Origin of the sequence: Brevundimonas sp. BR2-1, from assembly GCF_037626195.1 — a bacterium.
Classification (GTDB): domain Bacteria; phylum Pseudomonadota; class Alphaproteobacteria; order Caulobacterales; family Caulobacteraceae; genus Brevundimonas.
The window spans coordinates 1,444,509-1,465,943 of sequence record NZ_JARKMV010000001.1 but is presented as its reverse complement, the minus strand read 5'-3'; the positions used below and the strand labels follow the sequence as shown (position 1 = coordinate 1,465,943).

The following is a 21,435-nucleotide window of genomic DNA, read 5'->3' as shown; positions in this document are numbered from 1 at the left end:
CCCGACGGCGGCGCCTACCAGCCGCTCTCGGCGCCCGCGCCGGTGATGCAGCCGGCGGCCGCCGCGCGGGTCTCCATGCGTTTCGGAGAGGCGGGGTCGAGCCCGGCGTTCAGGTCGAAGCGGATGAACTGGCGCTCGGGGCCGGTCGGCCGCGGGCCCGTCCCGACGCAGATCCAGCTTGCGCGCTCAGCCTCGCCGCCGGCGAGGACGACGACCGTCGCGCCGGTGACCCCCTGTTCGCTCAACAGCCGGCGGGCGCAGGAGGGGGTGTCTTGCGCCGAGATGGTGCAGCGCTCGAACCCGGCCACGTCCAGCCCGGTGGGCAGCAGTTCGAACCAGCCGCCGGTCGGCCCGCCCGCCGACAGACTCTGCAGCATGGCGTCGTGCCGGGCGCGCACCGCAGCATCCATATAGGGGTCCGAAGCCAGCAAAACCTTGACCCGCAACGGCGGCGGCCCGGCCTGGGCCAGGGCCGGAGCCGCAACCCCGCACAGGGACAAGACCGACAGAAGGGACAGCAGAAGGCGCATCCGGAGGACTCCGCGTGTGTTCCGTCCATCCTGACCCCGGAAGCGAGGCCGCAGCAAGTCTTCGATCTCGAGACCCTTCTATCCGCCGTCACCCTCGGGCGTGACCCGAGGGCCAGACCGTCCGGCGCTCGGTGCGAGCCGGGGGTTCGCAGGCCGCGAAGCCTTCCGCCGGCCGCAAGTTCGCGACAGCGTCTGATCCTCGGGTCAAGCCCGAGGATGACGGCGTGGGAGAGGGAGGGCGACGCCACGGCCCTCGCTTGCCCCTGGGCGCTCAGACGTTCAGAAAGGCCCCACTGAATTGAGGAGACGGACCATGGCGAGCGAGAGCGGCTGGAACATGCCTGCGGGTGAACTCATGAAGGGCAAGAAGGGCCTGATCATGGGTGTGGCGAATTCCAACTCCATCGCCTGGGGCATCGCCTCCCAGCTGGCGGCCCAGGGCGCCGAACTGGCCTTCACCTACCTCGGCGAGGGGCTCGAGCGCCGGGTGCGCCCGCTGGCCGAAAGCGTCGGCGCCAAACTGCTGATCCAGGCCGACGTCACCGACGACGCCTCCATGGACGCCGCCTTCGCCGAGCTGGAAAAGGCCTTCGGGACCATCGACTTCGTCGTCCATTCGGTGGCCTTCGCCAACAAGGACGAGCTCAAGGGCAGCTTCGTCGAAAACACCAGCCGCGACAGCTTCCTTCTGGCCATGAACATCTCGGCCTTCAGCTTCGTCGATGTGGCGAAGCGGGCGTCGAAGCTGATGCCCAACGGCGGCTCGCTGGTGACCATGACCTATCTCGGCTCGGAACGGGCCATCCCCAACTACAACACCATGGGCGTGGCCAAGGCGGCGCTGGAGGCGGCGACCCGCTACATCGCCCGCGACCTGGGGCCGAAGGGAATCCGCGTCAACGCCATTTCGGCCGGGGCCATGCGCACCCTGTCGCTGGCCGGCATCTCGGGCGGCCGCGGCATGATCAGCCAGGGCCGGGCCATGTCGGCGATGAAGGAGGACACCTCGATGGAGGGCGTCGCCGGCTGCGCCCTGTGGCTGTGTTCGGATCTCGGCTTCTCGACCACCGGCGAAGTCATCCACGTCGACGCCGGCTTCCACATGATGGGCATGGCGGCGGACGAGGAAGCCTCCTAGGCCTCTTCTGCGTCCGGGCCGCGATAGCAGGCCTCGATATTGTTGCCGTCGGGGTCCAGCACGAAGGCGCCATAGTATTGCATTGCGCCCTCGCGCGGCCCCGGCGGACCATTGTCCCGTCCGCCGGCCTTGAGCGCGGCGTCGTAGAAGGCCTGCACCATCGCCTTGCTGTCGGCCCGGAAGGCGACGTGCATCTGGTTGATCCCCGGCCGCGACCCCTCGACCCAGTAGGACGGGATCAGCGTCCCGATCCACAGATAGGGGATCGGCTCCTCCCGGCTCTTGCCGAACAGGAAGGCGTCAGGGCCGTTGTCGGCTGTCGCCAGCCCCAGGGCCTCCGCGATCGCGTCATAGAAACGGCGCGCGGCCTTCAGGTCGGTCACGACGATGCCGGTGTGGTCGAGCATGACGTCCGAACGCGCGGCTACCGCCCGATGTTCCTGGCCTGCATCAGGGCGCGGCGATCCGGATCCGCTCGAACGCAAACCGGTCCCGGATGCGGGCGGAGAAGAACCGGCCCTTCGACCCCGCCGCCCTCAGGCCGTCCGGGACCATCGGCGGCACATCGAGATAGTCGTAGACGTCGCCGGACGTGAAGGTGATCCGCAGGCGGCGGCGCGGCTCGTCATAGCTGAACTGGCGGATGACGCTGGAGGGCATGGCGGAGAGAACGCCGGACCCCGCGGTCGGCTCCGATCACGCGCCTGTGTCGGCCAGCGTGCATTTCGCCGTTTGCCCCCGGTCACGGTTGTGACAGCTTGGCCCTTCCCCTGACAGGAGAGTGCGCCATGGCTCACAAGTTCGAAATCGTGAAGAACGACAAGGGCGAGTTCCGCGCCCGCTTCAAATACAACAGCGAAGTCATCTTCTGGACCGAGAACTACGCCTCTAAGGCCGGCGCCCAGAACGCGATCGACTCGATCAAGTCCAATGGCCCGTCGGCGCCGACCGAGGACAACAGCTAGTCCGGTTCGCGCTCGCCGATCTCGACCGGTCTGACGGCCAGCAGCCAGCCGTCGGCGATGTGCAGCTCGGGCACGGCCTCTTTGGTGAACGGCAGATACCAGGTCGGGCCCCCGGCGGCGGGCGAGATCTCGAGGATGTCGTCGGCGCCGAAATTCTGCACCGCGCGGACCGAGCCCAGCACCACGCCCTCCGGGTCGCGCGCCTCCAGCCCGACCAGATCGGCCAGGTAGAATTCGTCCTCGTCCGGCTCGGGCAGGCGGTCGCGGTGGATATAGAGCTTCAGCCCGCGCAGGGCGTCGGCCTGTTCCTTGGTGGCGATCTCCTTCGCGCGGCCGACCACGGCGGTCTTCTCGGGCCGGGCCGAGGTCAGGGTCAGGCCGGGCGTGCCGTCGGCGCGCAGCAGGGTCCCGTATTTCAGCAGGGCCATGGGCTCGGCCGTCCAGGCGGTGACCCGCACCTCGCCCTTGACCCCGAACCCGCCGGCGACCTGGCCGACGAGGATGAGTTTGCTGTTGTCAGTCATTGGTCCTTCTCCCCTCGGGGGAGAAGGTGGACCGCGAAGCGGGACGGATGAGGGGGCTGTTCGATACCGCTCCCCTCATCTGTCCTGCTCCACGTCCGACATCCCCCTCATCCGACCGCCTTCGGCGGCCACCTTCTCCCCCGGGGGGAGAAGGATCACCGGATCAGGCCTCGGTCTTCTCTTCCTCGGTCGCTTCAGCGGCCGGGGCTTCCTCGGCGGCGGTTTCGGCCGGGGCTTCTTCGGTCACGGCTTCAGCGGCCGGAGCCTCTTCAGCAGCGGCTTCGGGCTCGGGGGCCGGAGCGTTCTTGGCGGCTTCAGCAGCGGCCTTGGCCTCTTCCTTCGCCCGGACAGCGGCTTCGGCGGCTTCCACCTTGGCTGCGGCTTCGGCTTCCGCACGGTCGGCTTCGCGCTGGGCGCGCTCGGCGGCGCGTTCCTGGGCCTTCTTGCCCGGCTGCGCCTTGTTCGGATTGTTGCCTTGCGTCCACTTGACCTTGCCGGCCAGGGCTTCGTCCTGGCTCAGGAAGCGGGCCACGCGGTCGGTCGGCTGGGCGCCCTTGGACAGCCATTCCGAGATCCGGTCGGCCTTCAGGGTGACGCGCTTCTGCTCGCCGTCGCGCGGCAGCATCGGGTTGTAGGTGCCGACGCGCTCGATGAATTTGCCGTCGCGGGGCGAGTGGCTGTCGGCGACGACGATGTAATAGTAGGGGCGCTTCTTGGCGCCGCCGCGGGCCAGACGGATCTTCAGCATTTTCAGTCTCTTTCCTTGGTCGTTCTATTTCTTGGGAGGGAAGCCCGGAAGACCCGGAAGGCCTCCCGGAAGTTGTCCGCCGCCCAGGCCCGCGATGCGGTCCTGCAGGGCTTTCAATTCGTCGGCCGAGGGTTCGGGCATGCGGCCGCCCCCCATCGCCTTGAGGCGGGCCATGTCGGGGCCGCCGCCCATTCCACCGCCGAGGCCGCCCATCATGGCGGCCATCTGCTTCATGCCCTTGCCGCCGCCGCGCGACATGGACTTGACCATGTCAGCCATCTGGCGGTGCTGTTTGAGCAGGCGGTTGATCTCCTGGACCTCGACGCCGGCGCCGGCGGCGACGCGCTTCTTGCGGCTGGCGTTCAGAAGGTCGGGCTTCTTGCGTTCCAGCTTGGTCATCGAGGAGATGATGGCTTCCTGACGCGCGATCATGCGGTCGTCGACGCCGCTGTCGGCCATCTGGGCCTTCATCTTCGCGACACCGGGCAGCATGCCCATGATGCCTTGAAGACCGCCCATCTTCTTCATCTGCTGCAGCTGGCCGGCCAGATCGTTCAGGTCGAACTGGCCTTTGGCCAGTTTGCGGGCCATGGCCTCGGCCTTGGACTGGTCCAGCTCCTGCGACGCCTTCTCGACCAGGGCGACGATGTCCCCCTGACCCAGGATGCGGCCGGCGACGCGGCGGGCGTCGAAGACTTCCAGCGCGTCGACCTTCTCGCCCGCGCCGATGTATTTGATCGGCAGGCCGGTGACGGCGCGCATCGACAGCATGGCCCCGCCGCGCCCGTCGCCGTCGGCGCGGGTCAGGACCAGGCCGGTCAGCGGCAGGCGGTCGTGGAAGGCCTTGGCGGTGCGGACCGCGTCCTGACCGGTCAGGCTGTCGGCGACCAACAGGGTCTCGACGGGCTTCGACACGGCGGCGACTTCGGCCACCTCGGCCATCAGGGCCTCGTCGAGCGTGATGCGGCCGGCGGTGTCGAGGATCAGGACGTCATAGCCCTGGAGTTTCGCCGACTGCAGCGCCCGCTTGGTGATCTGGATCGGCGACTCGCCGGCCACGATCGGCAGGGTGGCGACCTCGATCTGTTTGCCGAGGGTGGCCAGCTGTTCCATGGCCGCCGGACGACGCGTGTCCAGCGAGGCCATCATGACCTTCTTGCGGTCGAACTTCGTCAGCCGCAGCGCCAGCTTGGCCGAGGTCGTCGTCTTGCCCGAGCCCTGCAGGCCGGCCATCAGGATGACGGCGGGCGGCGTAGCGTTCAGGTTGATCGGGGTCGGCTCGTCCCCGCCCAGCATCTCGACCAGGCCGTCATAGACGATCTTGACCACCTGATCGGCGGGCTTGACCGAGCGGATGACGTCCTCGCCGGTGGCGCGTTCGGTGGCGAAGGCGATGAAGTCCTTGACGACGGGCAGGGCGACGTCGGCCTCGAGCAGCGCCACGCGAACTTCGCGCATCGCCTCGGAGACGTCCTTTTCGGACAGGGCGCCGCGCCCGGTGATCCGGTCGAAGACGCCTGTCAGCCGCTCGTTCAGAGCCTCGAACATTCACTACCTCGTCAGCCCCTGCGGGCCACCAAACCGACGGGTGAAACGGTCTCCATAGCGAAATGGCCTCCGGCGACGATCACGTCGGCGGAGGGTTCTCGCCGGGCTCGTCCTGTTGAAACAGGGGTCGTCCCGGTGGAGACGCGAGGTTCACTTGCGTCGGAAGCGGCGGCTTATGGCGGAAAAGCGGGGCGAAGACAAGGCGCGGGGCTGTCCGCGCCTGATCGCCGTTCAGGTTTCCGCGAATTCATGCGGCGTCGCTATTTCGCCGCGGAACGCTCACGAGGCTGCAACGGGCCGGGCGCATCAGACGCCCTGTCGCCGCCAAGAGCGACGTTGATCTCCCCAGGAGTTCGTCATGAAAGCTCTCGCTTCTCTCGCCGCCGTCGCGGCTCTCGCCGTCGCCGGCTCCGCTTCGGCCCAGGAGGCGCGGATCGCCTGGGGCGATCTGGACATGTCCAGCGCCGCCGGCGCCGCCGCCTTCGACGCCCGCGTCGAGGCCGCCGCCCGATCCCTGTGCCGGGGGGTCAGAAAGCCCGGCAGCCGCATCAGCGACCGCGCTTTCTGCCGCGCGGCGGTTCAGGCCGAGGCCGTGCGGCTGCTGCCGGGGCCGGTGCAGGTCGACTACGCGCTGAGCCGCCTTCCCCTGGTGGTCTGACGTCAGGCGGGCCGTCCTTAGCGGCGGCCTTGAGTTGACATAAGGCATACTTTTGCCAGCCTTGGCAGTTCTCGGGCTGTAGTGCAGTAATTGTCGCACTTCTGGTCTGGTCACTGTCACGCGAGCCTATCATCTGCCTTGTCGTCGCACTCCCCGCGACAGGAGGATTTCAAGATGATCAAGACCGCCCTCGCCCTCGCCGCCGCGACCCTGCTTCATGCAGCCCCGGCGGCGGCCCAGACCGTCCGCGTGCCGTTCGGCGACCTCAACCTGTCGACCGCCGCGGGCGCCGAAGCCTTCGACGCACGCGCCGCCGCCGCGGCGCGTGCTGCGTGCACCGTCGGTCCGCGCATCGTCAACGACAACTGCGTGCGGCGCGTGCAGCAGGAAGCCGTGCGCGGACTTCCGGCCGCGCGTCAGGACGACTATGTCCGCGCCCGCCGCGGCGACCGCATCCTGGCCATGGTCGTCCCCGCCTGGCCGGCGTGAGCCGCAAGGAAGAAGGGCCGGCGGAGTGATCCGCCGGCCCTTCTCATTCCGAGCCCCGTGTTCCGCGCGCCGCCCTCAGGCAGCGCGCGCGACAGGACCACTCAGGAAGTCGGGAAGCCCCGCACCTTGAGCAGGGCCGTCACGTCCGGGTCGCGGCCGCGGAAGCGGCGATAGGCCTCGGCGCGGTCGGTGGTGTTGCCCTCGGCCAGGATGATGGCCTTGTAACGGGACGCAATGTCCGGATTGAAGACGTCGCCCGACTCCTCGAAATAGGCCCAGGTGTCGGCGTCCATCACCTCTGACCAGAGGTAGCTGTAATAGCCGGCCGAATAGGCGTCCGAGGTGAACAGGTGATTGAACTGCGGCAGGCGGTGCCGCATCACGATCTCCTTCGGCATGCCGTAGCGGGCCAGGCTCTCGCGCTCGAAGGCGTCGATGTCGGTCGGCGGCGTGGTCTGCGTATGCAGGTCCATGTCGACCAGGGCCGAGGACAGATAGCTGACCGTCGCATAGCCCTGGTTGAAGGTCTGGGCCGCCTGGACCTTGTCCACCAGCGCCTGCGGCATGGGTTCGCCGGTCTGGTAGTGTTTCATATAGCCGTCGAGGATCGGCCGGCTCAGCACCCAGTGCTCATGCACCTGCGAGGGATATTCGACGTAGTCGCGCGGCGTGCCGCCGAGGGCCGGATAGGTCACCTTCGACGAATAGGCGTGCAGGGTGTGGCCGAATTCGTGGAACAGGGTCTCGGCGTCGTCCAGCGAGATCAGGATCGGCTCGCCGCCCTCCGCCTTGACGAAATTGTTGTTGTTCGAACCGAGGGTGTTCTTCTCGCCGTCATAGGTCGAATGCGACCGGTAGGTCGTCATCCAGGCTCCCGACCGCTTGCCCGCCCGCGCATAGTCGTCGGCGTAGTACAGACCGATCGGCCGGCCCGCGTCCTTGACCTCATAGACGGTCACGTCCGGATGGAAGACCGGCACGGCGCCGGCGGGCAGTTTGTCGAAGGTGAAGCCGTACAGCCGGCGCGCCATCTCGAACGAGCCGGCGCGGACGTTGTTGAGCTCGAAATACGGCTTCAGCTCGTTCTGATCCAGGTCGTACTTCGCCTTGCGGACCTTTTCCGCGAAATAGAGATAGTCCCACGGCTCGATGTCGTGGCCGGCGATCGCCCGCATGTCGGCGACCTCCTCCGCCACCCGGGCCTTGGCCGGGGCCCAGACGCGGTTCATCAGGTCCATGGCCGCGCGCGGCGTCTTCGCCATCGTGTCCTGCATCCGCCATTCGGCGTGGTTGTCGAAGCCCAGCAGGCGGGCGCGTTCCTGACGCAGCTTCACGATCTCGGCGATGGTCGCATTGGTGTCGTTGCGGTCGCCGTTGTCGCCGCGGTTGACGAATTTGCGCCAGACCACTTCGCGCAGGCCGCGGTCGTCGGCGAAGCTGAGGAAGGGATCCACGCTGGAGCGGGTGTTGACGATGGCCCAGCCCTGGACGTTGCGGCTGCGCGCCGCGGCGGCCGCGGCGGCCTTGTTCGAGGCGGGCAGGCCGGCGACGCCGGCTTCGGTCGGGATGACGGTCCAGGTGTTCTCGTCAGCCACGACCTTCTGGCTGAAGGCGGTGAAGGCGTTGGCCAGGGCGGTGTTGATCCGGCCCAGCTCGGCCTTGCCGGCGGCGTTCAGGGCGGCGCCGTTGCGCACGAAGGCGTCGCGGCTGCGCTCGGCGATGCGCGTCTGCTCGGCGGTCAGGCCCATGGCGCGCGCATTGTCGGCCACGGTCTTGATGCGGGCGAACAGCTTCTCATTGAAGGTGATTTCGTCGCCGGCGGCGGACAGCAGCGGCGACACCTCGGTGTCGACGGCGTTGTAATCGTCCGAGCCGATGTTCGAGGTCATGACGCCGTAGATGGCGCCGGCCCGGTCCAGCGGCTCGCCGGCCATCTGCATGGCGACCATGGTGTTGGCGAAGGTCGGGGGCTCGGGATTGTTGGCGATCGCCTCGATCTCGGCGCGCTGCAGGTCGATGCCTTCCAGCAGGGCGGCGCGCAGTTTCGGGGCCGTCACCTTGTCCCAGGGCGGAACCCCGCCGAAGGGCCCGGTCCACGGCTGCAGCAGCTCGGCGCGCGGCGTCTGCGCCGGCAGGACGGCGCGGGCGGCGGCCGCGTCGGCGGCGAGCGTCGCCGGGGATGTTCCGCCGCCCATGGGCATGCCGTTCGAGGCGCAGGCCGAAAGCGCGAACATGCTGCCCCCGGCGATGAGAAGATGACGTCTGTGCATGAGAAACTCCCTGGGCGGTCTTCGTTCCCCGGACCCTAGGCGCTCGGGCCGCTGACTGTCACATGAACGGGCCGTAATCTTCGCCGGTGGACGGGAAGGAGCGGCAAGTCTAAAGCCCCGGCCATGGCGATTGGCGTATTCGACTCCGGCGTGGGCGGGCTGACGGTCCACCGCGAACTGACGCGGCGGTTCCCCGACCGGGATTTCGTCTATCTGGCCGATCAGGCCAACGCCCCCTATGGCGGACGCGGCGGCGAGGAGATCGTCGAACTGACCCGCGCGGGCTGCGAACGGCTGTTCGAGGCCGGCGCCAATGTCATCGTCCTGGCCTGCAACACCGCCAGCGCCATCGCCCTGCGCCGTCTGCAACAGACCTGGGTGCCCGAGGCGCGCGCCCGCCACGGCCGTCCGATCAATGTGCTTGGCATCATCGTTCCGACCATCGAGGCGGCCACCGGCCTGCCCTGGACCTTCGAGGCGGAGCGGCGCGGAGAGAAGATCGAGGCCATCGACATCACCGGCGTCTTCTGCACGGCGGCCACGGCGATGAGCCGGGTCTATGAGATCGAGATCGACAAGCGGCGCGAGGATCTGGCCGTCTTCTCGGAACCCTGCCCGGGCCTGGCCGGCCTGATCGAACTGGGCGCCCCGGCCGAGGAGCTGAAGGTGGTGGTCGAGGATCATGTCGACTCCCTGCGCCGCCGCATCGGCCGCCATCCGGATCAGGCCATTCTGGGCTGCACCCACTATGAGATCGTCGCCGACCTGTTCGCCGCCGCCCTGCCGGCCGGAACGCCCGTGATCCACCAGCCGACCGCTGTGGCCGATGCCTTGTCGCGCTATTTCGAGCGCCATCCGGAATACGATCTGGGCGGCTCGGGCCGCCGCGACTTCCTGACCAGCGGCAAGGCCGGTCCGCAATCGGATCTGGTCGCCCAGTTCTGGGGCGCGCCCCTGACCTTCACCCCGGCCTGATCCATGAAGGCGCCCGCCGACGCCGCCGACCAGCTCAGGGCCTTCGGCCTGACCTATCCCGAGGTCGCCCTGAAAAGCCCGTGGCCCGGCCACGCCGATCTGGCAGTGCGCGACAAGACGTTCGCCTATCTGAGCGTGGCGGGCGAGCCCTTCAGCCTCTCCTGCAAACTGCCGTTCTCGGGCGAAGAGGCGCGAGACATGCCGTTCGTGAGCCCGACCGGCTATGGCCTCGGCAAAAGCGGCTGGGTGACCGCGTCATGGCCCGACGGCGTCGAGGATCCGATGGCCCTGTTCCGCGGCTGGATCGACGAGAGCTACCGCGCCCAGGCCCCGAAGAAGCTGATCGCTCTCGCCCCGGCCTTCGAGCCCTGACTTGACGCCGCCGCCGTTCCGTCGCCCCTTGGCGGCGGGAGGATTTCGGATGCTCAGACCCCTGCTCGCCGCGGCCGTTCTGGTACTGTCCGCGGCGCCCGCGACCGCGGAGGTCGTGGCGCGCACCGCCGACAGCTTCACCCTGCGCTACGCCGTCGGCGCCGAGGTCGCGCCCGAGGACATCGGACCCTCGCTGACGGACCTGCCGAAATGGTGGGATTCGGCCCACACCTACAGCGGCTCGGCCGCCAACCTCAGCCTCGACCTGACGCCCGGCGGATGCTGGTGCGAGAAGCTCGCCGACGGGACCGAGTTCGACCACGGGCGGACGGTCTCGGTCGCGCCGGACGGCTTCGTCTTCAGCGCTCCCTTCGGCCCCCTGCGCGGGAAGACGACCAAGGCCGAGCTGACCGTCACCTGGCCCGGGGCCAATCGCGGCTGGACCCCGACCTGGACCATGGTCGTCGAAGGACCCGGGACCGGAGCCATGGCCGATGGCGTCGACGCCGTCATGGGCGCCGGCTACCAGCGCTGGCTCCACTATCTGGAGTCTGCGGAAGCGCCGTCCGTCTAATCCGCCAGCGCGGTTTCCGAGGCGATGATGCGGCTGGCGGCGTGGACCACGGCGCCGATGCGCAGGGCGGCCTGGACCTGGGTCGCCGGAACGCCGTGTTTGCGCAGTTCGCTTTCGTGGGCGTCCAGACAGGCGCCGCAGCCATTGATCGCCGACACCGCCGTCGACCACAGCTCGAAGTCCATTTTGTCGACGCCCGGATTGGCGATGACGTTCATGCGCAGACGGGCGGGGATGGTCGTGTATTCCTGGTTCTTCATCAGGTGCAGCGACCGATAGTAGATGTTGTTCATGCCCATGATGGCGGCGGCGGATCTGGCCGCGCTCATGGCCTCGGGCGACAGGACGGCGGCGGCCTGGGCCTCGATCGCCCTGACCACGGGGCCGACCCCGATGGCGTGGGCCGAGGCCAGGAAGGTCCCCCATTTCTGCTGGTCGTTCAGCACCGTTTCCGACGCGAGCGAACCGAGGTTCAGGGAGATGTCCTTGGCGTAGGCCGGAATTAGGTCGCGAAGGGCTTCGATCGACATGGAAAGACTCCGGAAAACGTGCGCTCAAGCCGTGAGCCGCCGCGCGGCGAGCGAAAGCGCACCAAGGCAGAAACAAAACAGGCGGCGGCTCGCGCCGCCGCCTGTCAGGAAGACGCTGACGCTACTTTACGCCGCCAGCGTTTCGCCGCCCACCGGGCGGTTGCAGGCGCACAGCTCGTCGGTCTGCAGGGCGTCGACGACACGCAGGGTGTCGGCGGGAGCGCGGCCCACGTTCAGATTGGTGACATAGACGTGCTGCACGACATTGTGCGGGTCGACCACGAAGGTGGCGCGCAGGGCGACACCCTCGGCCTCGTCGAGAACGCCCAGGTCGCGGGCGAATTTGCCGCCGTTGTCGGCAAACTGCCAGATCGGCAGTTTCGACAGGTCGGCGTGGTCGCGGCGCCAGGCCAGTTTGACGAACTCATTGTCGGTCGAGCCGCCCAGAACCACGGTGTCGCGGTCCTCGAATTCACGCGCCAGCGAGGCGAACTCGGCGATCTCGGTCGGGCAGACGAAGGTGAAGTCCTTCGGATAGAAGAAGATGACCTTCCACTTGCCCTCGAAACTGTCCTGGGTCACCGGCTCGAAAGCCGAGACGCCGTTCTCTTCGTGGCTGTTGAAGCCCGGCTTGACGCCGATGATCTTGAAATCCGGCAGTTTTTGACCGACGCCCAGCATCGCTGTTCTCCTGAAGTCTCTGAGGAAGGAAGTTCCGGAGCGCCGGGGGGAGCGGCGCTGCAGCCGCGAAATGGCTTGTGCAATGCACAAAGTCAATGTGTGGATTTCATATTATTCCATAGATTTTATCTATGGAAGGCATAGGCGTGCGAGACCGTTGGGCGCTTTACGACCGCGCCTCCTCCCGGCAAGGTCGCAGGAATATCAAGAGGAAGAGACACCCCATGCGTCGACTGACCGCCGCCCTGTTGATCGCCGCCAGCGCGGCGCCGCTCCTCGCCGCCCCGGGCCTCGCCGGAGCCCAGACCCCCCCGGCCACTATCGGCGAGCGCTATGTGCCGGCGCCATGGTGGATGCGCGATCCCGTCATCGCCTCGGTCGGCTATGTCCGCACCGAGGTGGCGGCCAATCGGGCCAGCTTCGGCGCGACCTTCCAGTCGATCGACCGCTCGGCCGCCGACGCCTCGCGCAAGGCCGCCGATCAGGTCCGGGCGCTCAGCCAGGCGCTGGCCGCCTATGGCGTCGACAAGGTCCGGGTCGAGACCAGCCTGACCACCCGCCCTCTGTACGACCAGTATCGCGACGAGAACGGCGTCCTGCGCGACAACGCCCGCGCCGACCAGATCGAACGTTATCAGGCCAACGCCAACGTCAGCGTCACCGTCCGGGACATGTCGGTGCTGGAACGGGTCTATGCGACTGTGCTGGCGGCCCAGCCGACATCGACCAGCCCGGTCTCATTCAACCTGGAGCCTGACAATGCCCTAAAGACCTGGCTGCAGGGCGAGGCGGTCAGGGACGCCGCCCGCCGGGCGCGCGAAGCCGCCTCCAATGCCGGCGCCTCCCTGGGGGGCGTGCGGGTCATCGATCCTACCGGCCGGGCCTGCCAGACCGATGTGCTGGCCGGCTGGCCCTCCTATTCTTCGGGCGGCGGGCTGGCGACCGACGTGGACGCGATCGCGGTTAGCGGGTCGCGATCCTTCGCGCCGCCGCCGCCTCCGCCCGCTCCGCCCCCGCCGCCTCCGCCGCCGGGCGCCGCCCCGTCCGAGGCGCAGATCGAAGCCGCGCGGCTTGCGCTGCAGCCGCCGCTACGCGAACTGACCGACCAGGCCTGCGTCGTCTACGGCCTGAACTGACGGCGCATGGGTTCTGCCTTCAAAGCCGACCCCGCCTTCGACGCCGGTTCCGTCGTGGTCTGCGACTGGCCCCTGTGCGAGGTGAGGCTTCAGGACGACGCCCGCTTTCCCTGGCTGATCCTGATTCCACGCCGCGCCGGTCTGCACGAGCTTGAGGACCTGACGGCGAACGAGCGCGCCGCCCTGATGGACGAGGTCGTCCGCGCCGGAGATCTGGTGCGAACCCTCGGCGAGGCCGCGGGGCGGCCGGTGCAGAAACTCAACGTCGGCGCTCTCGGCAATGTCACGGCGCAGCTGCACCTTCACGTCGTCGGCCGCAGGCACGACGACGGCCTGTGGCCCGATCCCGTCTGGGGCCGGGGCGTGGCGCGGCCCTATGGAGCGAACGGGCTCCAGACCGCCGTGTCCCGCGTTCGCCTGCAGGCGCGCGACGTCCCGACGAAATGATGCGAAGCAGCGCTACTTGCCCTCAAGCTTCGTTGACCCCCGCCGCCCCGCTGCTTAAAGCCAGAGCACCGATTTTGAGCGCCTGAATTCGCTCAGGTTTCTGAGAACCATTCGCAATATGTCGACCTCTCCCTTGCCGGGCGACGCCTCGAACGATCCGACGCCCAGGTCCTCTGGCGACCAGACCGGCCGTTTCGTGGTCCAGCCCAACGGCCGCGTCCGCCCCCTGTCGCCCCACCTCCAGGTCTGGCGCTGGCACGTGACCATGTTCGCCTCGATCCTGAACCGCATGACGGGCGGCGCCCTGTCGGTCGGATCGGTGCTGGTGGCCCTGTGGCTGCTGGCTCTGGCCTTCGGACCCGACGCCTATGCGACCTTCACCGGATGGATGGGTTCGCCCCTGGGCCTGCTGGTCTGGTTCGGCCTGACCCTGGCCCTGTTCCTGCATCTCACGGGCGGCATCCGCCACCTGATCTGGGACGCCGCGGTCGGCCTGTCGCCGAAATCGGCGGACGCCCTGTCCTGGGCCTCGATGATCGCCGGCGTCGTCGGCGCCGTGGCCTTCTGGGCCTTCCTGTTCGCCTCGGGGAGGGTCGTGCTGTGAGCCGCGAAACCAGGGCCTTCATCAAGGGCGTCAAGGTCTCCGAGCGCCACGGCGCCGGCGAATGGACCGCCGAACGCCTGTCTTCCCTGATCCTCGTTCCCCTGACTCTCTGGGGTCTGTGGAGCGGCTTCGTCCTGTCGGGCGGCGGCTATGACGGCGCGCGCGAATGGTTCGCCTCGCCGGTCAACGCCGTGCTTCTGGCGGTGACCCTGCTGATCAGCCTGTGGCACATGAACATGGGCCTGAAGGTCATCGTCGACGACTATATCCACAAGCCCGGCTCGCGCACCGCGCTGCTGGGCCTGATCGGCCTGCTGTGCCTCGTGATCGCGGCGGCGGGCGTCTTCTTTATCGTACGGCTGGCGCTGGGCTCCGCCCCCCTGCCCGCCGGTTTCGGGATCTGACGGCTGATGGCTGCTTATGAATTCGTCGATCACGCCTATGACGTCGTCGTCGTCGGCGCGGGCGGCTCGGGCCTTCGCGCCGCCCTCGGCGCCGCCCAGCAGGGACTGAAGGTCGCCTGCGTCACCAAGGTCTTCCCGACCCGCTCGCACACCGTCGCGGCCCAGGGCGGCATCTCCGCCTCGCTCGGCAACATGGGCGAGGACAGCTGGCAGTGGCACATGTACGACACCGTCAAGGGGTCGGACTGGCTGGGCGATCAGGACGCCATCGAATACCTGGTCCGCAACGCCCCCAAGGCCGTCTACGAGCTCGAGCACTGGGGCGTGCCCTTCAGCCGCACCGAGGAAGGCAAGATCTACCAGCGCGCCTTCGGCGGCATGACGCGCAATTTCGGCGAGGGCCCGGTGCAGCGCACCTGCGCCGCCGCCGACCGCACCGGCCACGCCATCCTGCACACCCTGTACGGCCAGTCGGTCCGGCGCGAGGTCGAGTTCTTCGTCGAATATTTCGCGCTGGACCTGATCATGCAGGACGGCGCCTGCACCGGCGTGACAGCGCTGAAGCTGGACGACGGAACGATGCACCGCTTCCGGGCCAAGATGGTCATCCTGGCCACCGGCGGATACGGCCGCGCCTATTTCTCGGCCACCAGCGCCCACACCTGCACCGGCGACGGCAACGCCATGGTGCTGCGCGCCGGCCTGCCGCTGCAGGACATGGAATTCGTCCAGTTCCACCCGACCGGCATCTATGGCGCCGGCTGCCTGATCACGGAGGGCGCGCGCGGCGAGGGCGGCTATCTGACCAATTCCGAGGGTGAGCGCTTCATGGAGCGCTATGCGCCGACCGTGAAGGACCTGGCCCCGCGCGACATGGTCTCGCGCTCCATGACCATCGAGATCCGCGAAGGCCGCGGCGTGGGTCCGAACAAGGACCACATCAACCTGCACCTCGACCACCTCGATCCGAAGATCCTGCATGAGCGGCTGCCGGGCATTTCCGAGAGCGCCAAGATCTTCGCCGGCGTCGATGTGACGAAACAGCCGATCCCGGTCCTGCCGACCGTCCACTACAATATGGGCGGCATCCCCACCAACTATCATGGCGAGGTCCTGACCAAGGTCGGCGACAATGCCGACACCGTCGTGCCCGGCCTGATGGCGGTGGGCGAGGCGGCCTGCGTTTCTGTGCACGGCGCCAACCGTCTGGGCTCCAACAGCCTGACCGATCTGGTGGTGTTCGGCCGCGCGGCCGGCCTGCGCTGCGGCGAGGCGGTCAGCAGGACGACGAAGGTCCCGGAGGCGCCCGCCTCGGCCACCGACGGCCATGTGGCCCGCCTCGACCGCTTCCGCCACGCCAACGGCTCGACCCCGACGGCGAAACTGCGCATCGACATGCAGCGCGCCATGCAGTCCGACGCCGCCGTCTTCCGCACCGGCAGGACGCTGGAAGAGGGGGTGGCCAAGCTGCGCGCCATCCACGCCGCCGGCGCGGACATCAAGACCACGGACCGCGGTCTGATCTGGAACACCGATCTGGTCGAGACGATGGAATATGACAACCTGATCGATCAGGCGATGGTCACCATCGAGGGCGCCCTGAACCGCACCGAGAGCCGCGGCGCCCACGCCCGCGAAGACTATCCGGACCGCGACGACAAACAGTGGATGAAACACACCCTCGCCTGGAAACGTCCCGGCGAGCAGGTCAGCATCGACTACCGTCCGGTCCACAAGGAACCGATGTCGAAAGACATCGCCTATATCGAGCCCAAGGCGCGGGTTTACTGAACATGGTCCAGCTGACTCTCCCCAAGGGTTCGAAGCCCGTCACCGGCAAGGTCCACAAGGCCCCGGCCGGCGCGAAGAACGTCAAGACCTACAAGGTCTATCGTTACGACCCCGAGGTCGACGCCGACCCGCGCTGGGATGTGTTCGAGATCTCGGCCGACGACCACGGCCCGATGCTGCTGGACGCCCTGATCCACATCAAGAACGAGATCGACCCGACCCTGACCTTCCGCCGCTCGTGCCGCGAGGGCATCTGCGGTTCGTGCTCGATGAACATCGACGGGCGCAACACCCTGGCCTGCACCAAGGGCTGGGAGGAGTGCTCGTCCTCGACCATCTCCATCGCCCCCCTGCCGCACCAGCCGGTGGTCAAGGATCTGGTGACGGACCTGACCCTGTTCTACGCCCAGTACGACTCGATCCAGCCCTACCTCCAGTCCGACGAGCCGGACCCGGAGAAGGAGCGCATCCAGTTGCCCGAGGACCGGGCGAAACTGGACGGCCTGTACGAATGCATCCTGTGCGCCTGCTGTTCGACGTCATGCCCCAGCTACTGGTGGAACCAGACGGAGTATCTGGGCCCCGCGGCCCTGCTGCAGTCGTACCGCTGGATCGCCGACAGCCGCGACGACGCCACGGACAAGCGGCTCGACGACCTCGAGGACCCGTTCAAACTCTACCGCTGCCACACCATCATGAACTGCGCCCAGGTCTGCCCCAAGGGGCTGAATCCGGCCGAGGCGATCGCGAAGACGAAGAAGCTGATGGTGGCGCCGTCGCGGAAGAAGACGGAAGCGGCCGCATAAGGTGGCGAAGATCACCTACATCGAACACGATGGCCGCGAGCATGTGGTCGAGGTGAAGAACGGCCTGTCGGTGATGGAGGGGGCGATCCGCAACAACGTCCCGGGCATCGACGCCGACTGCGGCGGGGCCTGCGCCTGCGCCACCTGCCACGTCTATGTCGACGAAGCCTTCGCCGCCGAGACGGGCCGCGCCTCCGCCATGGAGGAATCGATGCTGGACTTCGCCGAGAACGTCCAGCCCAACAGCCGCCTGTCCTGCCAGATCCGGGTATCCGACGATCTGGACGGGCTGATCGTCCGCCTGCCCGAGAACCAGCACTGACCGGCCCCGCGAGCCGGGCGGACCCGCGGCTCGTCGATCTGATCGGCCGGCTGATTGCGACTGGATCCCGCGCCGGCGTCGGGCCGCCCGTGATCGCCATTGTCGGAGCCCAGGGGTCGGGCAAGACGACCCTGGCCCGCGCCGCCGCCGAAAGGTTCGGCGGGGTGCAGATCTCGATCGACGACGTCTATCTGACCCGCGCCAAACGTGAAGCCATGGCGGAGGAGGTGCACCCGCTGTTCCTGACGCGCGGGCCTCCGGGCACGCACGATCTCAGGATGCTGGGCCGTCTGATCAAGGCCCTGGGCACGGCCCGGCCCGACGACAAGGTTCTCATCCCCGATTTCGACAAGCGCGGGGACGACCGCCGGCCGATCCGCGACTGGCGCGTCTTCGAGGGGCGGCCGAGCGCCATCCTGATCGACGCCTGGTGTCTGGGCGCCATGCCGGAGGAGGAGGCGGATCTCGCTGAGCCGATCAACGCGCTGGAGCGCGACCGGGACCCCGACGGGGCGTGGCGGCGCGCGGTCAACGGGTTCGTCGCCGGCTCCTACGCCGATTTCGCCGCCCGGTTCGACGCCATCGTATTTCTGCAGGCGCCCGGATTCGACGTGGTGCTCGACTGGCGCAGCGAGCAGGAGGCGGATTTGCTGAAAATCCCGCCCGCCCGGCTTCCGCAGGCGGAGCGCCGCCGCCTTGCGGAATTCATCCAGTATTTCGAACGCATCACGCGGCGAATGCTGGATGGGGGCGTTATCGCCCATACGATCGTGCCGCTTGATCGCGAGCGCCGCCCCGGTTCTATACCCCCATGACGCAACAGCCGCCGGATCGCCGCTTTGAGCCTCGACATCCCGCCAATGCGCGCGGGGTCGTGGTCGCGCCCGGGCTGGAGATGCCGTGCCTCATCGTCGACCAGTCCGCCAGCGGACTGCGGATCCGGTTGGAGCGCGGCTTCACCCTGACCGGTACCGTCATCGTCATCGATCTCGCCCGCGGCATGGCCATCGAGGCCGCTGTCGTCTGGAGCAAGGGTCTGGAAGCCGGGCTGAAACACTCCGGTCAGACCTCGCTGAGGGGACTGGTGCCCTCGCGCTTCGCCGCCGCGCGCGAAGCGTTGCGGCGGGCCGGGTGGGGCTAGGGGCCGAAGATCAGGCTTCGGCCGGCGCGCCCGACAGGGATTCTTCCATTTCCAGGAAGGACGGCTGGGCCGAGGACGGGATGTCGCCGCGGCCGATCTCGACCGAGATTTGCGCCGCATTGCCGTGCAGGTGGGCGACCAGAACCGACTGGATGATCTTGTAGAAGGCCGATTCCTCGTCGACGATCGCCTTTAGCCGCGAGGCGATAGGCCCGACCAGGCCATAGGCCAGGAAGACGCCCAGGAAGGTGCCGACCAGCGCGCCGCCGATCATGCCGCCCAGGATTTCCGGCGGCTCCGAGATCGAGCCCATGGTCTTGATCACCCCCAGCACGGCGGCGACGATGCCCAGGGCGGGCAGGGCGTCGGCCAGGGCAGTCAGGGCGTGCGGCGCCTCCAGCGCCTCGTGGTGGTGCTTCTCCAGCTGTTTTTCCATGGCGTCCTCGATCTGGTGCGGATCCTCGAGGTTCATGGTCATCATGCGCAGGGTGTCGCAGATGAAGTCGGTGGCGAAATGGTCCTTCAGCACCTTGGGATACTTCTGGAAGATGGTGCTCTCGGCCGGCTTTTCGATGTGGCTTTCCAGGGCGATGACGCCCTTGGACTTCATCGTCTTGGTCAGCTGGAACAGCAGGGACAGCAGGTCCTTGTAATCCTGCTTCTTCCATTTCGGTCCTGCAAAGGCCTTGCCCAGCCCTCCCAGGGTGGCCTTCATCGTGGTGGTGCTGTTCGAAATCAGGAAGGCGGCCAGACCGGCGCCGCCGATGGCCATCATCTCGTGGGGCAGGGCGTGCAGGATCACCTCGAACTTGCCGCCCGAGATGACGTAGCTGCCGAACACGAGGGCGAACAGCAGCACGATGCCGATAATCTGGAACATGGAGAGCGATGTCGTCCTGCGCGCGAGAGACGCCGACCATCGCCGTTAATGATTAAGAGGCGGTTGCAGACCGCTAACCCTAAAGCCGCGTTTCGCCGTTCACGATCGCCGCTCGCGCCGCTTCGCTGAGTTTCGCATAGCCGTTCTTGCCGCCGCGCACATACAGGGCGCCGTCGACCTTGTCGGGATCGAAGCCGTCGGCCACCAGATCGGTCTTCTTGTATTTGAAGGTGCCGGTGGTGTCCGCCGACTTGATAAGCCGCACAAAGACCGGCCGCGCGTAGGCCGGCAGCTCCTGGTCGACCCAGTCTGCGAAGTCCTTGGGGGCGAATTTGCCGTCGATCACCAGGGCGACCATCCCGGCCTTGCCGTCCTGTCCGGGGATCGGGACTCCGTAGGCGATGACCTCCTTGACCCCGGGCGCGTCGGCCAGCCGCTGCTCGACCTCGGCCGTCGAGACGTTCTCGCCCTTCCAGCGGAAGGTGTCGCCGATCCGGTCGATGAAATAGACATAGCCTTCGCTGTCCTGCCTCATCAGGTCGCCGGTGCGGAACCAGCGGTCGCCGCGCACGAAGACGTCGCGCAGGATCTTCTTCTCGGAGGCCGCCTTGTCGGCATAGCCCGAGAAGGCGTGGCGGATGTCGTCGCCGATCATGCCCAGGGCCTCGCCGACCTCTCCGGGCTTGGCCAGCTGGCACAGGCCGTCGGGTCCGCGCACCGGCTCCTCGGTCTCCATGTCGAACCGGACGAGGCGGAAATTGATCTGCTTTTTCAGGAAGCCCGGCACCCGGCCGATGGCCCCCGGCTTGCCGTCGAAATTGAACACCGAGACATTGCCCTCGGTCGAGCCGTAGAATTCCAGAATGTCGGGAATGGCGAACCGCTTCTGGAAATCGGTCCAGACGTCGGGCCGAAGCCCGTTGCCGAAGGCCAGCCGCAGCTTGTGCGACCGCTCGTCGGGGTGCTCGGGGCAGTTGACCAGATAGCGGCACAGCTCGCCGATATAGACGAACAGGGTCGCGCCCGAGGCCTTGACGTCCGGCCAGAAGCTGGTCGCCGAGAACCGCTTGCGCAGCACCAGCCTGCCGCCGTTCAGCAGGGCGGGGCCGACCCCGACCAGGCCGCCGGTCGAATGGTAGAGCGGCAGGACGTTGAAGGTGACGTCCTTGTCCGTGGCCGCCGTGGCCCCGGCGAAGGCGCGCATATAGGTGCGGGCCCGGGCATGAGTGATCCGCGCCGCCTTGGGCATGCCCGTCGTGCCCGAGGTGTAGATGAACATCGCCGTGTCGCGGTTGGTCAGGCCCGCGCGCGCCGAGCGGGCCGGCCGCACCGACGAGCCGCTGCGGACCGGCTTGTCGAGGCCGCGCCGTTCATCGGCCTCGTCCTCGTCCTTGAGGCCCAGCACCCACAGCATCAGATTGCGCCCCGACAGGGCGCGGGCGTCCTCGACCCGCTTCCAGCAGTCCTCGTCGGTCACCACCTGCGAGGCGTTGGAGATCGACAGGCAGTGGGCCAGGGCGTGGCCGGTCAGATTGGTGTTGATCAGGGCCGTGGCGACCCCGACCTTGGCGAAGCCCAGCCAGGCGGCGATGTATTCGGCGCGGTTCAGCATCACCAGGGCGATGGTGTCGCCGCGCTTCAGCCGACGGCTCTGGGCCCAGTGGCCGAACCGGTTGGCCATGGCGTCCAGCTCGCGATAGGTCACCGTGCGGCGGTCGTCCTCGATCGCGGCGTGGTCGGGGAATTTGTCGACGGCCTCTTCCCAGTCGTCGCAGACCAGGTCGGCGCTATCGAGGGTGATCGGCTTGATGCGATTAAGCAGCCGCCGCAGCCCCTTGGCGAAACGCATGTTGCGCTTGATGTTCGCCACCAGACCCATCGTTATGTCCACTCCGTCGTCCG

At 67.8% G+C, this 21,435-nt stretch carries 27 protein-coding genes; 16 read left to right on the top strand and 11 right to left on the bottom strand.

Annotated features, from left to right (window positions below; genetic code table 11):
- Positions 1-14: 14 nt before the first annotated feature.
- Entirely contained in the window at positions 15-530 is a 516-nt protein-coding gene (locus BrevBR_RS07335; protein WP_340000456.1) for a hypothetical protein, read from the bottom strand.
- 337 nt (positions 531-867) lie between these two features.
- Between BrevBR_RS07335 and BrevBR_RS07330 the strand changes: the two genes are divergently transcribed.
- Entirely contained in the window at positions 868-1,668 is an 801-nt protein-coding gene (locus tag BrevBR_RS07330) for an enoyl-ACP reductase FabI (RefSeq protein ID WP_340000771.1), read from the top strand.
- Here BrevBR_RS07330 and BrevBR_RS07325 read toward each other — a convergent pair.
- Together BrevBR_RS07325 and BrevBR_RS07320 are read right to left on the bottom strand one after the other, a co-directional pair.
- Positions 1,665-2,075, bottom strand: coding sequence for a VOC family protein (locus tag BrevBR_RS07325; RefSeq protein WP_340000455.1), 411 nt, complete (start codon positions 2,073-2,075; stop codon positions 1,665-1,667). The two genes, BrevBR_RS07330 and BrevBR_RS07325, sit on opposite strands and share 4 nt — an antisense overlap.
- Positions 2,076-2,118: 43 nt before the next feature.
- A complete protein-coding gene (locus tag BrevBR_RS07320; RefSeq protein ID WP_332640177.1) occupies positions 2,119-2,328 on the bottom strand; it encodes a KTSC domain-containing protein in 210 nt (69 codons plus the stop codon).
- Between the two features lie 128 nt (positions 2,329-2,456).
- On the opposite strand from BrevBR_RS07320, the gene BrevBR_RS07315 reads away from it, so the two are divergent.
- Entirely contained in the window at positions 2,457-2,633 is a 177-nt protein-coding gene (locus tag BrevBR_RS07315) for a YegP family protein (RefSeq protein WP_332640175.1), read from the top strand.
- Here BrevBR_RS07315 and rimM read toward each other — a convergent pair.
- The 3 genes from rimM to ffh form a co-directional block, all read right to left on the bottom strand.
- The gene (gene rimM / locus BrevBR_RS07310; protein ID WP_332640173.1) at positions 2,630-3,157 is read right to left on the bottom strand and encodes a ribosome maturation factor RimM; all 528 of its coding nucleotides are present in this window, start codon (positions 3,155-3,157) and stop codon (positions 2,630-2,632) included. The two genes, BrevBR_RS07315 and rimM, sit on opposite strands and share 4 nt — an antisense overlap.
- Positions 3,158-3,320: 163 nt before the next feature.
- Positions 3,321-3,905, bottom strand: coding sequence for a 30S ribosomal protein S16 (rpsP, locus tag BrevBR_RS07305; RefSeq protein ID WP_340000454.1), 585 nt, complete (start codon positions 3,903-3,905; stop codon positions 3,321-3,323).
- Positions 3,906-3,929: 24 nt separating this feature from the next.
- Positions 3,930-5,453: a signal recognition particle protein gene (ffh, locus tag BrevBR_RS07300; protein WP_340000453.1), complete on the bottom strand. Its 1,524-nt coding sequence runs from the start codon at positions 5,451-5,453 to the stop codon at positions 3,930-3,932.
- 358 nt (positions 5,454-5,811) lie between these two features.
- Between ffh and BrevBR_RS07295 the strand changes: the two genes are divergently transcribed.
- Together BrevBR_RS07295 and BrevBR_RS07290 are read left to right on the top strand one after the other, a co-directional pair.
- Entirely contained in the window at positions 5,812-6,111 is a 300-nt protein-coding gene (locus BrevBR_RS07295) for a UrcA family protein (protein ID WP_332640167.1), read from the top strand.
- 174 nt (positions 6,112-6,285) lie between these two features.
- Positions 6,286-6,600 (top strand): UrcA family protein, encoded by a 315-nt coding sequence (locus BrevBR_RS07290; protein ID WP_332640165.1) that lies wholly within the window; start codon positions 6,286-6,288, stop codon positions 6,598-6,600.
- 101 nt (positions 6,601-6,701) lie between these two features.
- Here BrevBR_RS07290 and BrevBR_RS07285 read toward each other — a convergent pair whose 3' ends face one another.
- Complete coding sequence (locus tag BrevBR_RS07285; protein ID WP_340000452.1) at positions 6,702-8,870, bottom strand: M3 family metallopeptidase; 2,169 nt, start codon at positions 8,868-8,870, stop codon at positions 6,702-6,704.
- A 123-nt stretch (positions 8,871-8,993) separates the two neighbouring features.
- On the opposite strand from BrevBR_RS07285, the gene BrevBR_RS07280 reads away from it, so the two are divergent.
- Genes BrevBR_RS07280 through BrevBR_RS07270 form a run of 3 tightly spaced genes read left to right on the top strand, consistent with a single transcriptional unit; the run spans position 8,994 to position 10,791 of the window.
- Positions 8,994-9,845 carry a glutamate racemase gene (locus BrevBR_RS07280; protein WP_340000451.1) on the top strand — a complete coding sequence of 284 codons (852 nt, stop codon included), beginning with the start codon at positions 8,994-8,996 and terminating at the stop codon, positions 9,843-9,845.
- 3 nt (positions 9,846-9,848) lie between these two features.
- On the top strand, positions 9,849-10,217 hold the full coding sequence (locus tag BrevBR_RS07275; protein ID WP_332640159.1) for an MmcQ/YjbR family DNA-binding protein: 369 nt from the start codon (positions 9,849-9,851) through the stop codon (positions 10,215-10,217).
- Between the two features lie 49 nt (positions 10,218-10,266).
- Positions 10,267-10,791: a hypothetical protein gene (locus BrevBR_RS07270; protein WP_340000450.1), complete on the top strand. Its 525-nt coding sequence runs from the start codon at positions 10,267-10,269 to the stop codon at positions 10,789-10,791.
- Here BrevBR_RS07270 and BrevBR_RS07265 read toward each other — a convergent pair.
- Both BrevBR_RS07265 and BrevBR_RS07260 read right to left on the bottom strand, forming a co-directional pair.
- Positions 10,788-11,321 carry a carboxymuconolactone decarboxylase family protein gene (locus BrevBR_RS07265; RefSeq protein ID WP_332640155.1) on the bottom strand — a complete coding sequence of 178 codons (534 nt, stop codon included), beginning with the start codon at positions 11,319-11,321 and terminating at the stop codon, positions 10,788-10,790. The two genes, BrevBR_RS07270 and BrevBR_RS07265, sit on opposite strands and share 4 nt — an antisense overlap.
- Before the next feature lie 126 nt (positions 11,322-11,447).
- On the bottom strand, positions 11,448-12,002 hold the full coding sequence (locus BrevBR_RS07260; protein WP_332640153.1) for a peroxiredoxin: 555 nt from the start codon (positions 12,000-12,002) through the stop codon (positions 11,448-11,450).
- Between the two features lie 224 nt (positions 12,003-12,226).
- Between BrevBR_RS07260 and BrevBR_RS07255 the strand changes: the two genes are divergently transcribed.
- From BrevBR_RS07255 to BrevBR_RS07215, 9 genes are all read left to right on the top strand, one after another.
- Positions 12,227-13,138 carry an SIMPL domain-containing protein gene (locus BrevBR_RS07255; RefSeq protein WP_340000449.1) on the top strand — a complete coding sequence of 304 codons (912 nt, stop codon included), beginning with the start codon at positions 12,227-12,229 and terminating at the stop codon, positions 13,136-13,138.
- A 6-nt stretch (positions 13,139-13,144) separates the two neighbouring features.
- Positions 13,145-13,585, top strand: coding sequence for an HIT domain-containing protein (locus BrevBR_RS07250; RefSeq protein WP_340000448.1), 441 nt, complete (start codon positions 13,145-13,147; stop codon positions 13,583-13,585).
- A 118-nt stretch (positions 13,586-13,703) separates the two neighbouring features.
- Positions 13,704-14,189 carry a succinate dehydrogenase, cytochrome b556 subunit gene (gene sdhC / locus BrevBR_RS07245; protein ID WP_332640148.1) on the top strand — a complete coding sequence of 162 codons (486 nt, stop codon included), beginning with the start codon at positions 13,704-13,706 and terminating at the stop codon, positions 14,187-14,189.
- Positions 14,186-14,593 (top strand): succinate dehydrogenase, hydrophobic membrane anchor protein, encoded by a 408-nt coding sequence (gene sdhD, locus BrevBR_RS07240; protein ID WP_332640146.1) that lies wholly within the window; start codon positions 14,186-14,188, stop codon positions 14,591-14,593. Before sdhC ends, sdhD begins: the two co-directional genes overlap by 4 nt.
- Before the next feature lie 6 nt (positions 14,594-14,599).
- Complete coding sequence (sdhA, locus tag BrevBR_RS07235) at positions 14,600-16,384, top strand: succinate dehydrogenase flavoprotein subunit (RefSeq protein WP_340000446.1); 1,785 nt, start codon at positions 14,600-14,602, stop codon at positions 16,382-16,384.
- 2 nt (positions 16,385-16,386) lie between these two features.
- Positions 16,387-17,190, top strand: coding sequence for a succinate dehydrogenase iron-sulfur subunit (locus BrevBR_RS07230; protein ID WP_340000445.1), 804 nt, complete (start codon positions 16,387-16,389; stop codon positions 17,188-17,190).
- A 1-nt stretch (position 17,191) separates the two neighbouring features.
- Positions 17,192-17,512 carry a 2Fe-2S iron-sulfur cluster-binding protein gene (locus BrevBR_RS07225; RefSeq protein WP_291833500.1) on the top strand — a complete coding sequence of 107 codons (321 nt, stop codon included), beginning with the start codon at positions 17,192-17,194 and terminating at the stop codon, positions 17,510-17,512.
- Between the two features lie 89 nt (positions 17,513-17,601).
- Complete coding sequence (locus BrevBR_RS07220; protein WP_332640699.1) at positions 17,602-18,327, top strand: kinase; 726 nt, start codon at positions 17,602-17,604, stop codon at positions 18,325-18,327.
- Positions 18,324-18,653, top strand: a complete 330-nt coding sequence (locus BrevBR_RS07215; protein WP_332640700.1) for a PilZ domain-containing protein — start codon at positions 18,324-18,326, stop codon at positions 18,651-18,653. Before BrevBR_RS07220 ends, BrevBR_RS07215 begins: the two co-directional genes overlap by 4 nt.
- Positions 18,654-18,663: 10 nt before the next feature.
- Here the strand turns inward: BrevBR_RS07215 and motA are convergent, their stop codons facing one another.
- Both motA and BrevBR_RS07205 read right to left on the bottom strand, forming a co-directional pair.
- Entirely contained in the window at positions 18,664-19,533 is an 870-nt protein-coding gene (gene motA, locus BrevBR_RS07210) for a flagellar motor stator protein MotA (RefSeq protein ID WP_332640701.1), read from the bottom strand.
- 79 nt (positions 19,534-19,612) lie between these two features.
- Positions 19,613-21,412, bottom strand: a complete 1,800-nt coding sequence (locus BrevBR_RS07205) for a long-chain-acyl-CoA synthetase (protein WP_340000770.1) — start codon at positions 21,410-21,412, stop codon at positions 19,613-19,615.
- Positions 21,413-21,435: the final 23 nt, after the last annotated feature.

Excerpts from the sequence above, each read along its gene's own strand:
- BrevBR_RS07290 (WP_332640165.1), top strand. The coding sequence starts at position 6,286 with ATGATCAAGACCGCCCTCGCCCTCGCCGCCGCGACCCTGCTTCATGCA.
- BrevBR_RS07270 (WP_340000450.1), top strand. The coding sequence starts at position 10,267 with ATGCTCAGACCCCTGCTCGCCGCGGCCGTTCTGGTACTGTCCGCGGCG.
- rimM (WP_332640173.1), bottom strand. The coding sequence starts at position 3,157 with ATGACTGACAACAGCAAACTCATCCTCGTCGGCCAGGTCGCCGGCGGG.
- BrevBR_RS07295 (WP_332640167.1), top strand. The coding sequence starts at position 5,812 with ATGAAAGCTCTCGCTTCTCTCGCCGCCGTCGCGGCTCTCGCCGTCGCC.
- BrevBR_RS07335 (WP_340000456.1), bottom strand. The coding sequence starts at position 530 with ATGCGCCTTCTGCTGTCCCTTCTGTCGGTCTTGTCCCTGTGCGGGGTT.
- BrevBR_RS07265 (WP_332640155.1), bottom strand. The coding sequence starts at position 11,321 with ATGTCGATCGAAGCCCTTCGCGACCTAATTCCGGCCTACGCCAAGGAC.
- BrevBR_RS07215 (WP_332640700.1), top strand. The coding sequence starts at position 18,324 with ATGACGCAACAGCCGCCGGATCGCCGCTTTGAGCCTCGACATCCCGCC.
- BrevBR_RS07315 (WP_332640175.1), top strand. The coding sequence starts at position 2,457 with ATGGCTCACAAGTTCGAAATCGTGAAGAACGACAAGGGCGAGTTCCGC.
- BrevBR_RS07205 (WP_340000770.1), bottom strand. The coding sequence starts at position 21,412 with ATGGGTCTGGTGGCGAACATCAAGCGCAACATGCGTTTCGCCAAGGGG.
- sdhC (WP_332640148.1), top strand. The coding sequence starts at position 13,704 with ATGTCGACCTCTCCCTTGCCGGGCGACGCCTCGAACGATCCGACGCCC.
- BrevBR_RS07320 (WP_332640177.1), bottom strand. The coding sequence starts at position 2,328 with ATGCCCTCCAGCGTCATCCGCCAGTTCAGCTATGACGAGCCGCGCCGC.
- BrevBR_RS07280 (WP_340000451.1), top strand. The coding sequence starts at position 8,994 with ATGGCGATTGGCGTATTCGACTCCGGCGTGGGCGGGCTGACGGTCCAC.
- BrevBR_RS07325 (WP_340000455.1), bottom strand. The coding sequence starts at position 2,075 with ATGCTCGACCACACCGGCATCGTCGTGACCGACCTGAAGGCCGCGCGC.
- ffh (WP_340000453.1), bottom strand. The coding sequence starts at position 5,453 with ATGTTCGAGGCTCTGAACGAGCGGCTGACAGGCGTCTTCGACCGGATC.
- BrevBR_RS07260 (WP_332640153.1), bottom strand. The coding sequence starts at position 12,002 with ATGCTGGGCGTCGGTCAAAAACTGCCGGATTTCAAGATCATCGGCGTC.
- BrevBR_RS07275 (WP_332640159.1), top strand. The coding sequence starts at position 9,849 with ATGAAGGCGCCCGCCGACGCCGCCGACCAGCTCAGGGCCTTCGGCCTG.
- BrevBR_RS07230 (WP_340000445.1), top strand. The coding sequence starts at position 16,387 with ATGGTCCAGCTGACTCTCCCCAAGGGTTCGAAGCCCGTCACCGGCAAG.
- BrevBR_RS07250 (WP_340000448.1), top strand. The coding sequence starts at position 13,145 with ATGGGTTCTGCCTTCAAAGCCGACCCCGCCTTCGACGCCGGTTCCGTC.
- motA (WP_332640701.1), bottom strand. The coding sequence starts at position 19,533 with ATGTTCCAGATTATCGGCATCGTGCTGCTGTTCGCCCTCGTGTTCGGC.
- sdhA (WP_340000446.1), top strand. The coding sequence starts at position 14,600 with ATGGCTGCTTATGAATTCGTCGATCACGCCTATGACGTCGTCGTCGTC.
- rpsP (WP_340000454.1), bottom strand. The coding sequence starts at position 3,905 with ATGCTGAAGATCCGTCTGGCCCGCGGCGGCGCCAAGAAGCGCCCCTAC.
- BrevBR_RS07330 (WP_340000771.1), top strand. The coding sequence starts at position 868 with ATGCCTGCGGGTGAACTCATGAAGGGCAAGAAGGGCCTGATCATGGGT.
- BrevBR_RS07255 (WP_340000449.1), top strand. The coding sequence starts at position 12,227 with ATGCGTCGACTGACCGCCGCCCTGTTGATCGCCGCCAGCGCGGCGCCG.
- BrevBR_RS07285 (WP_340000452.1), bottom strand. The coding sequence starts at position 8,870 with ATGCACAGACGTCATCTTCTCATCGCCGGGGGCAGCATGTTCGCGCTT.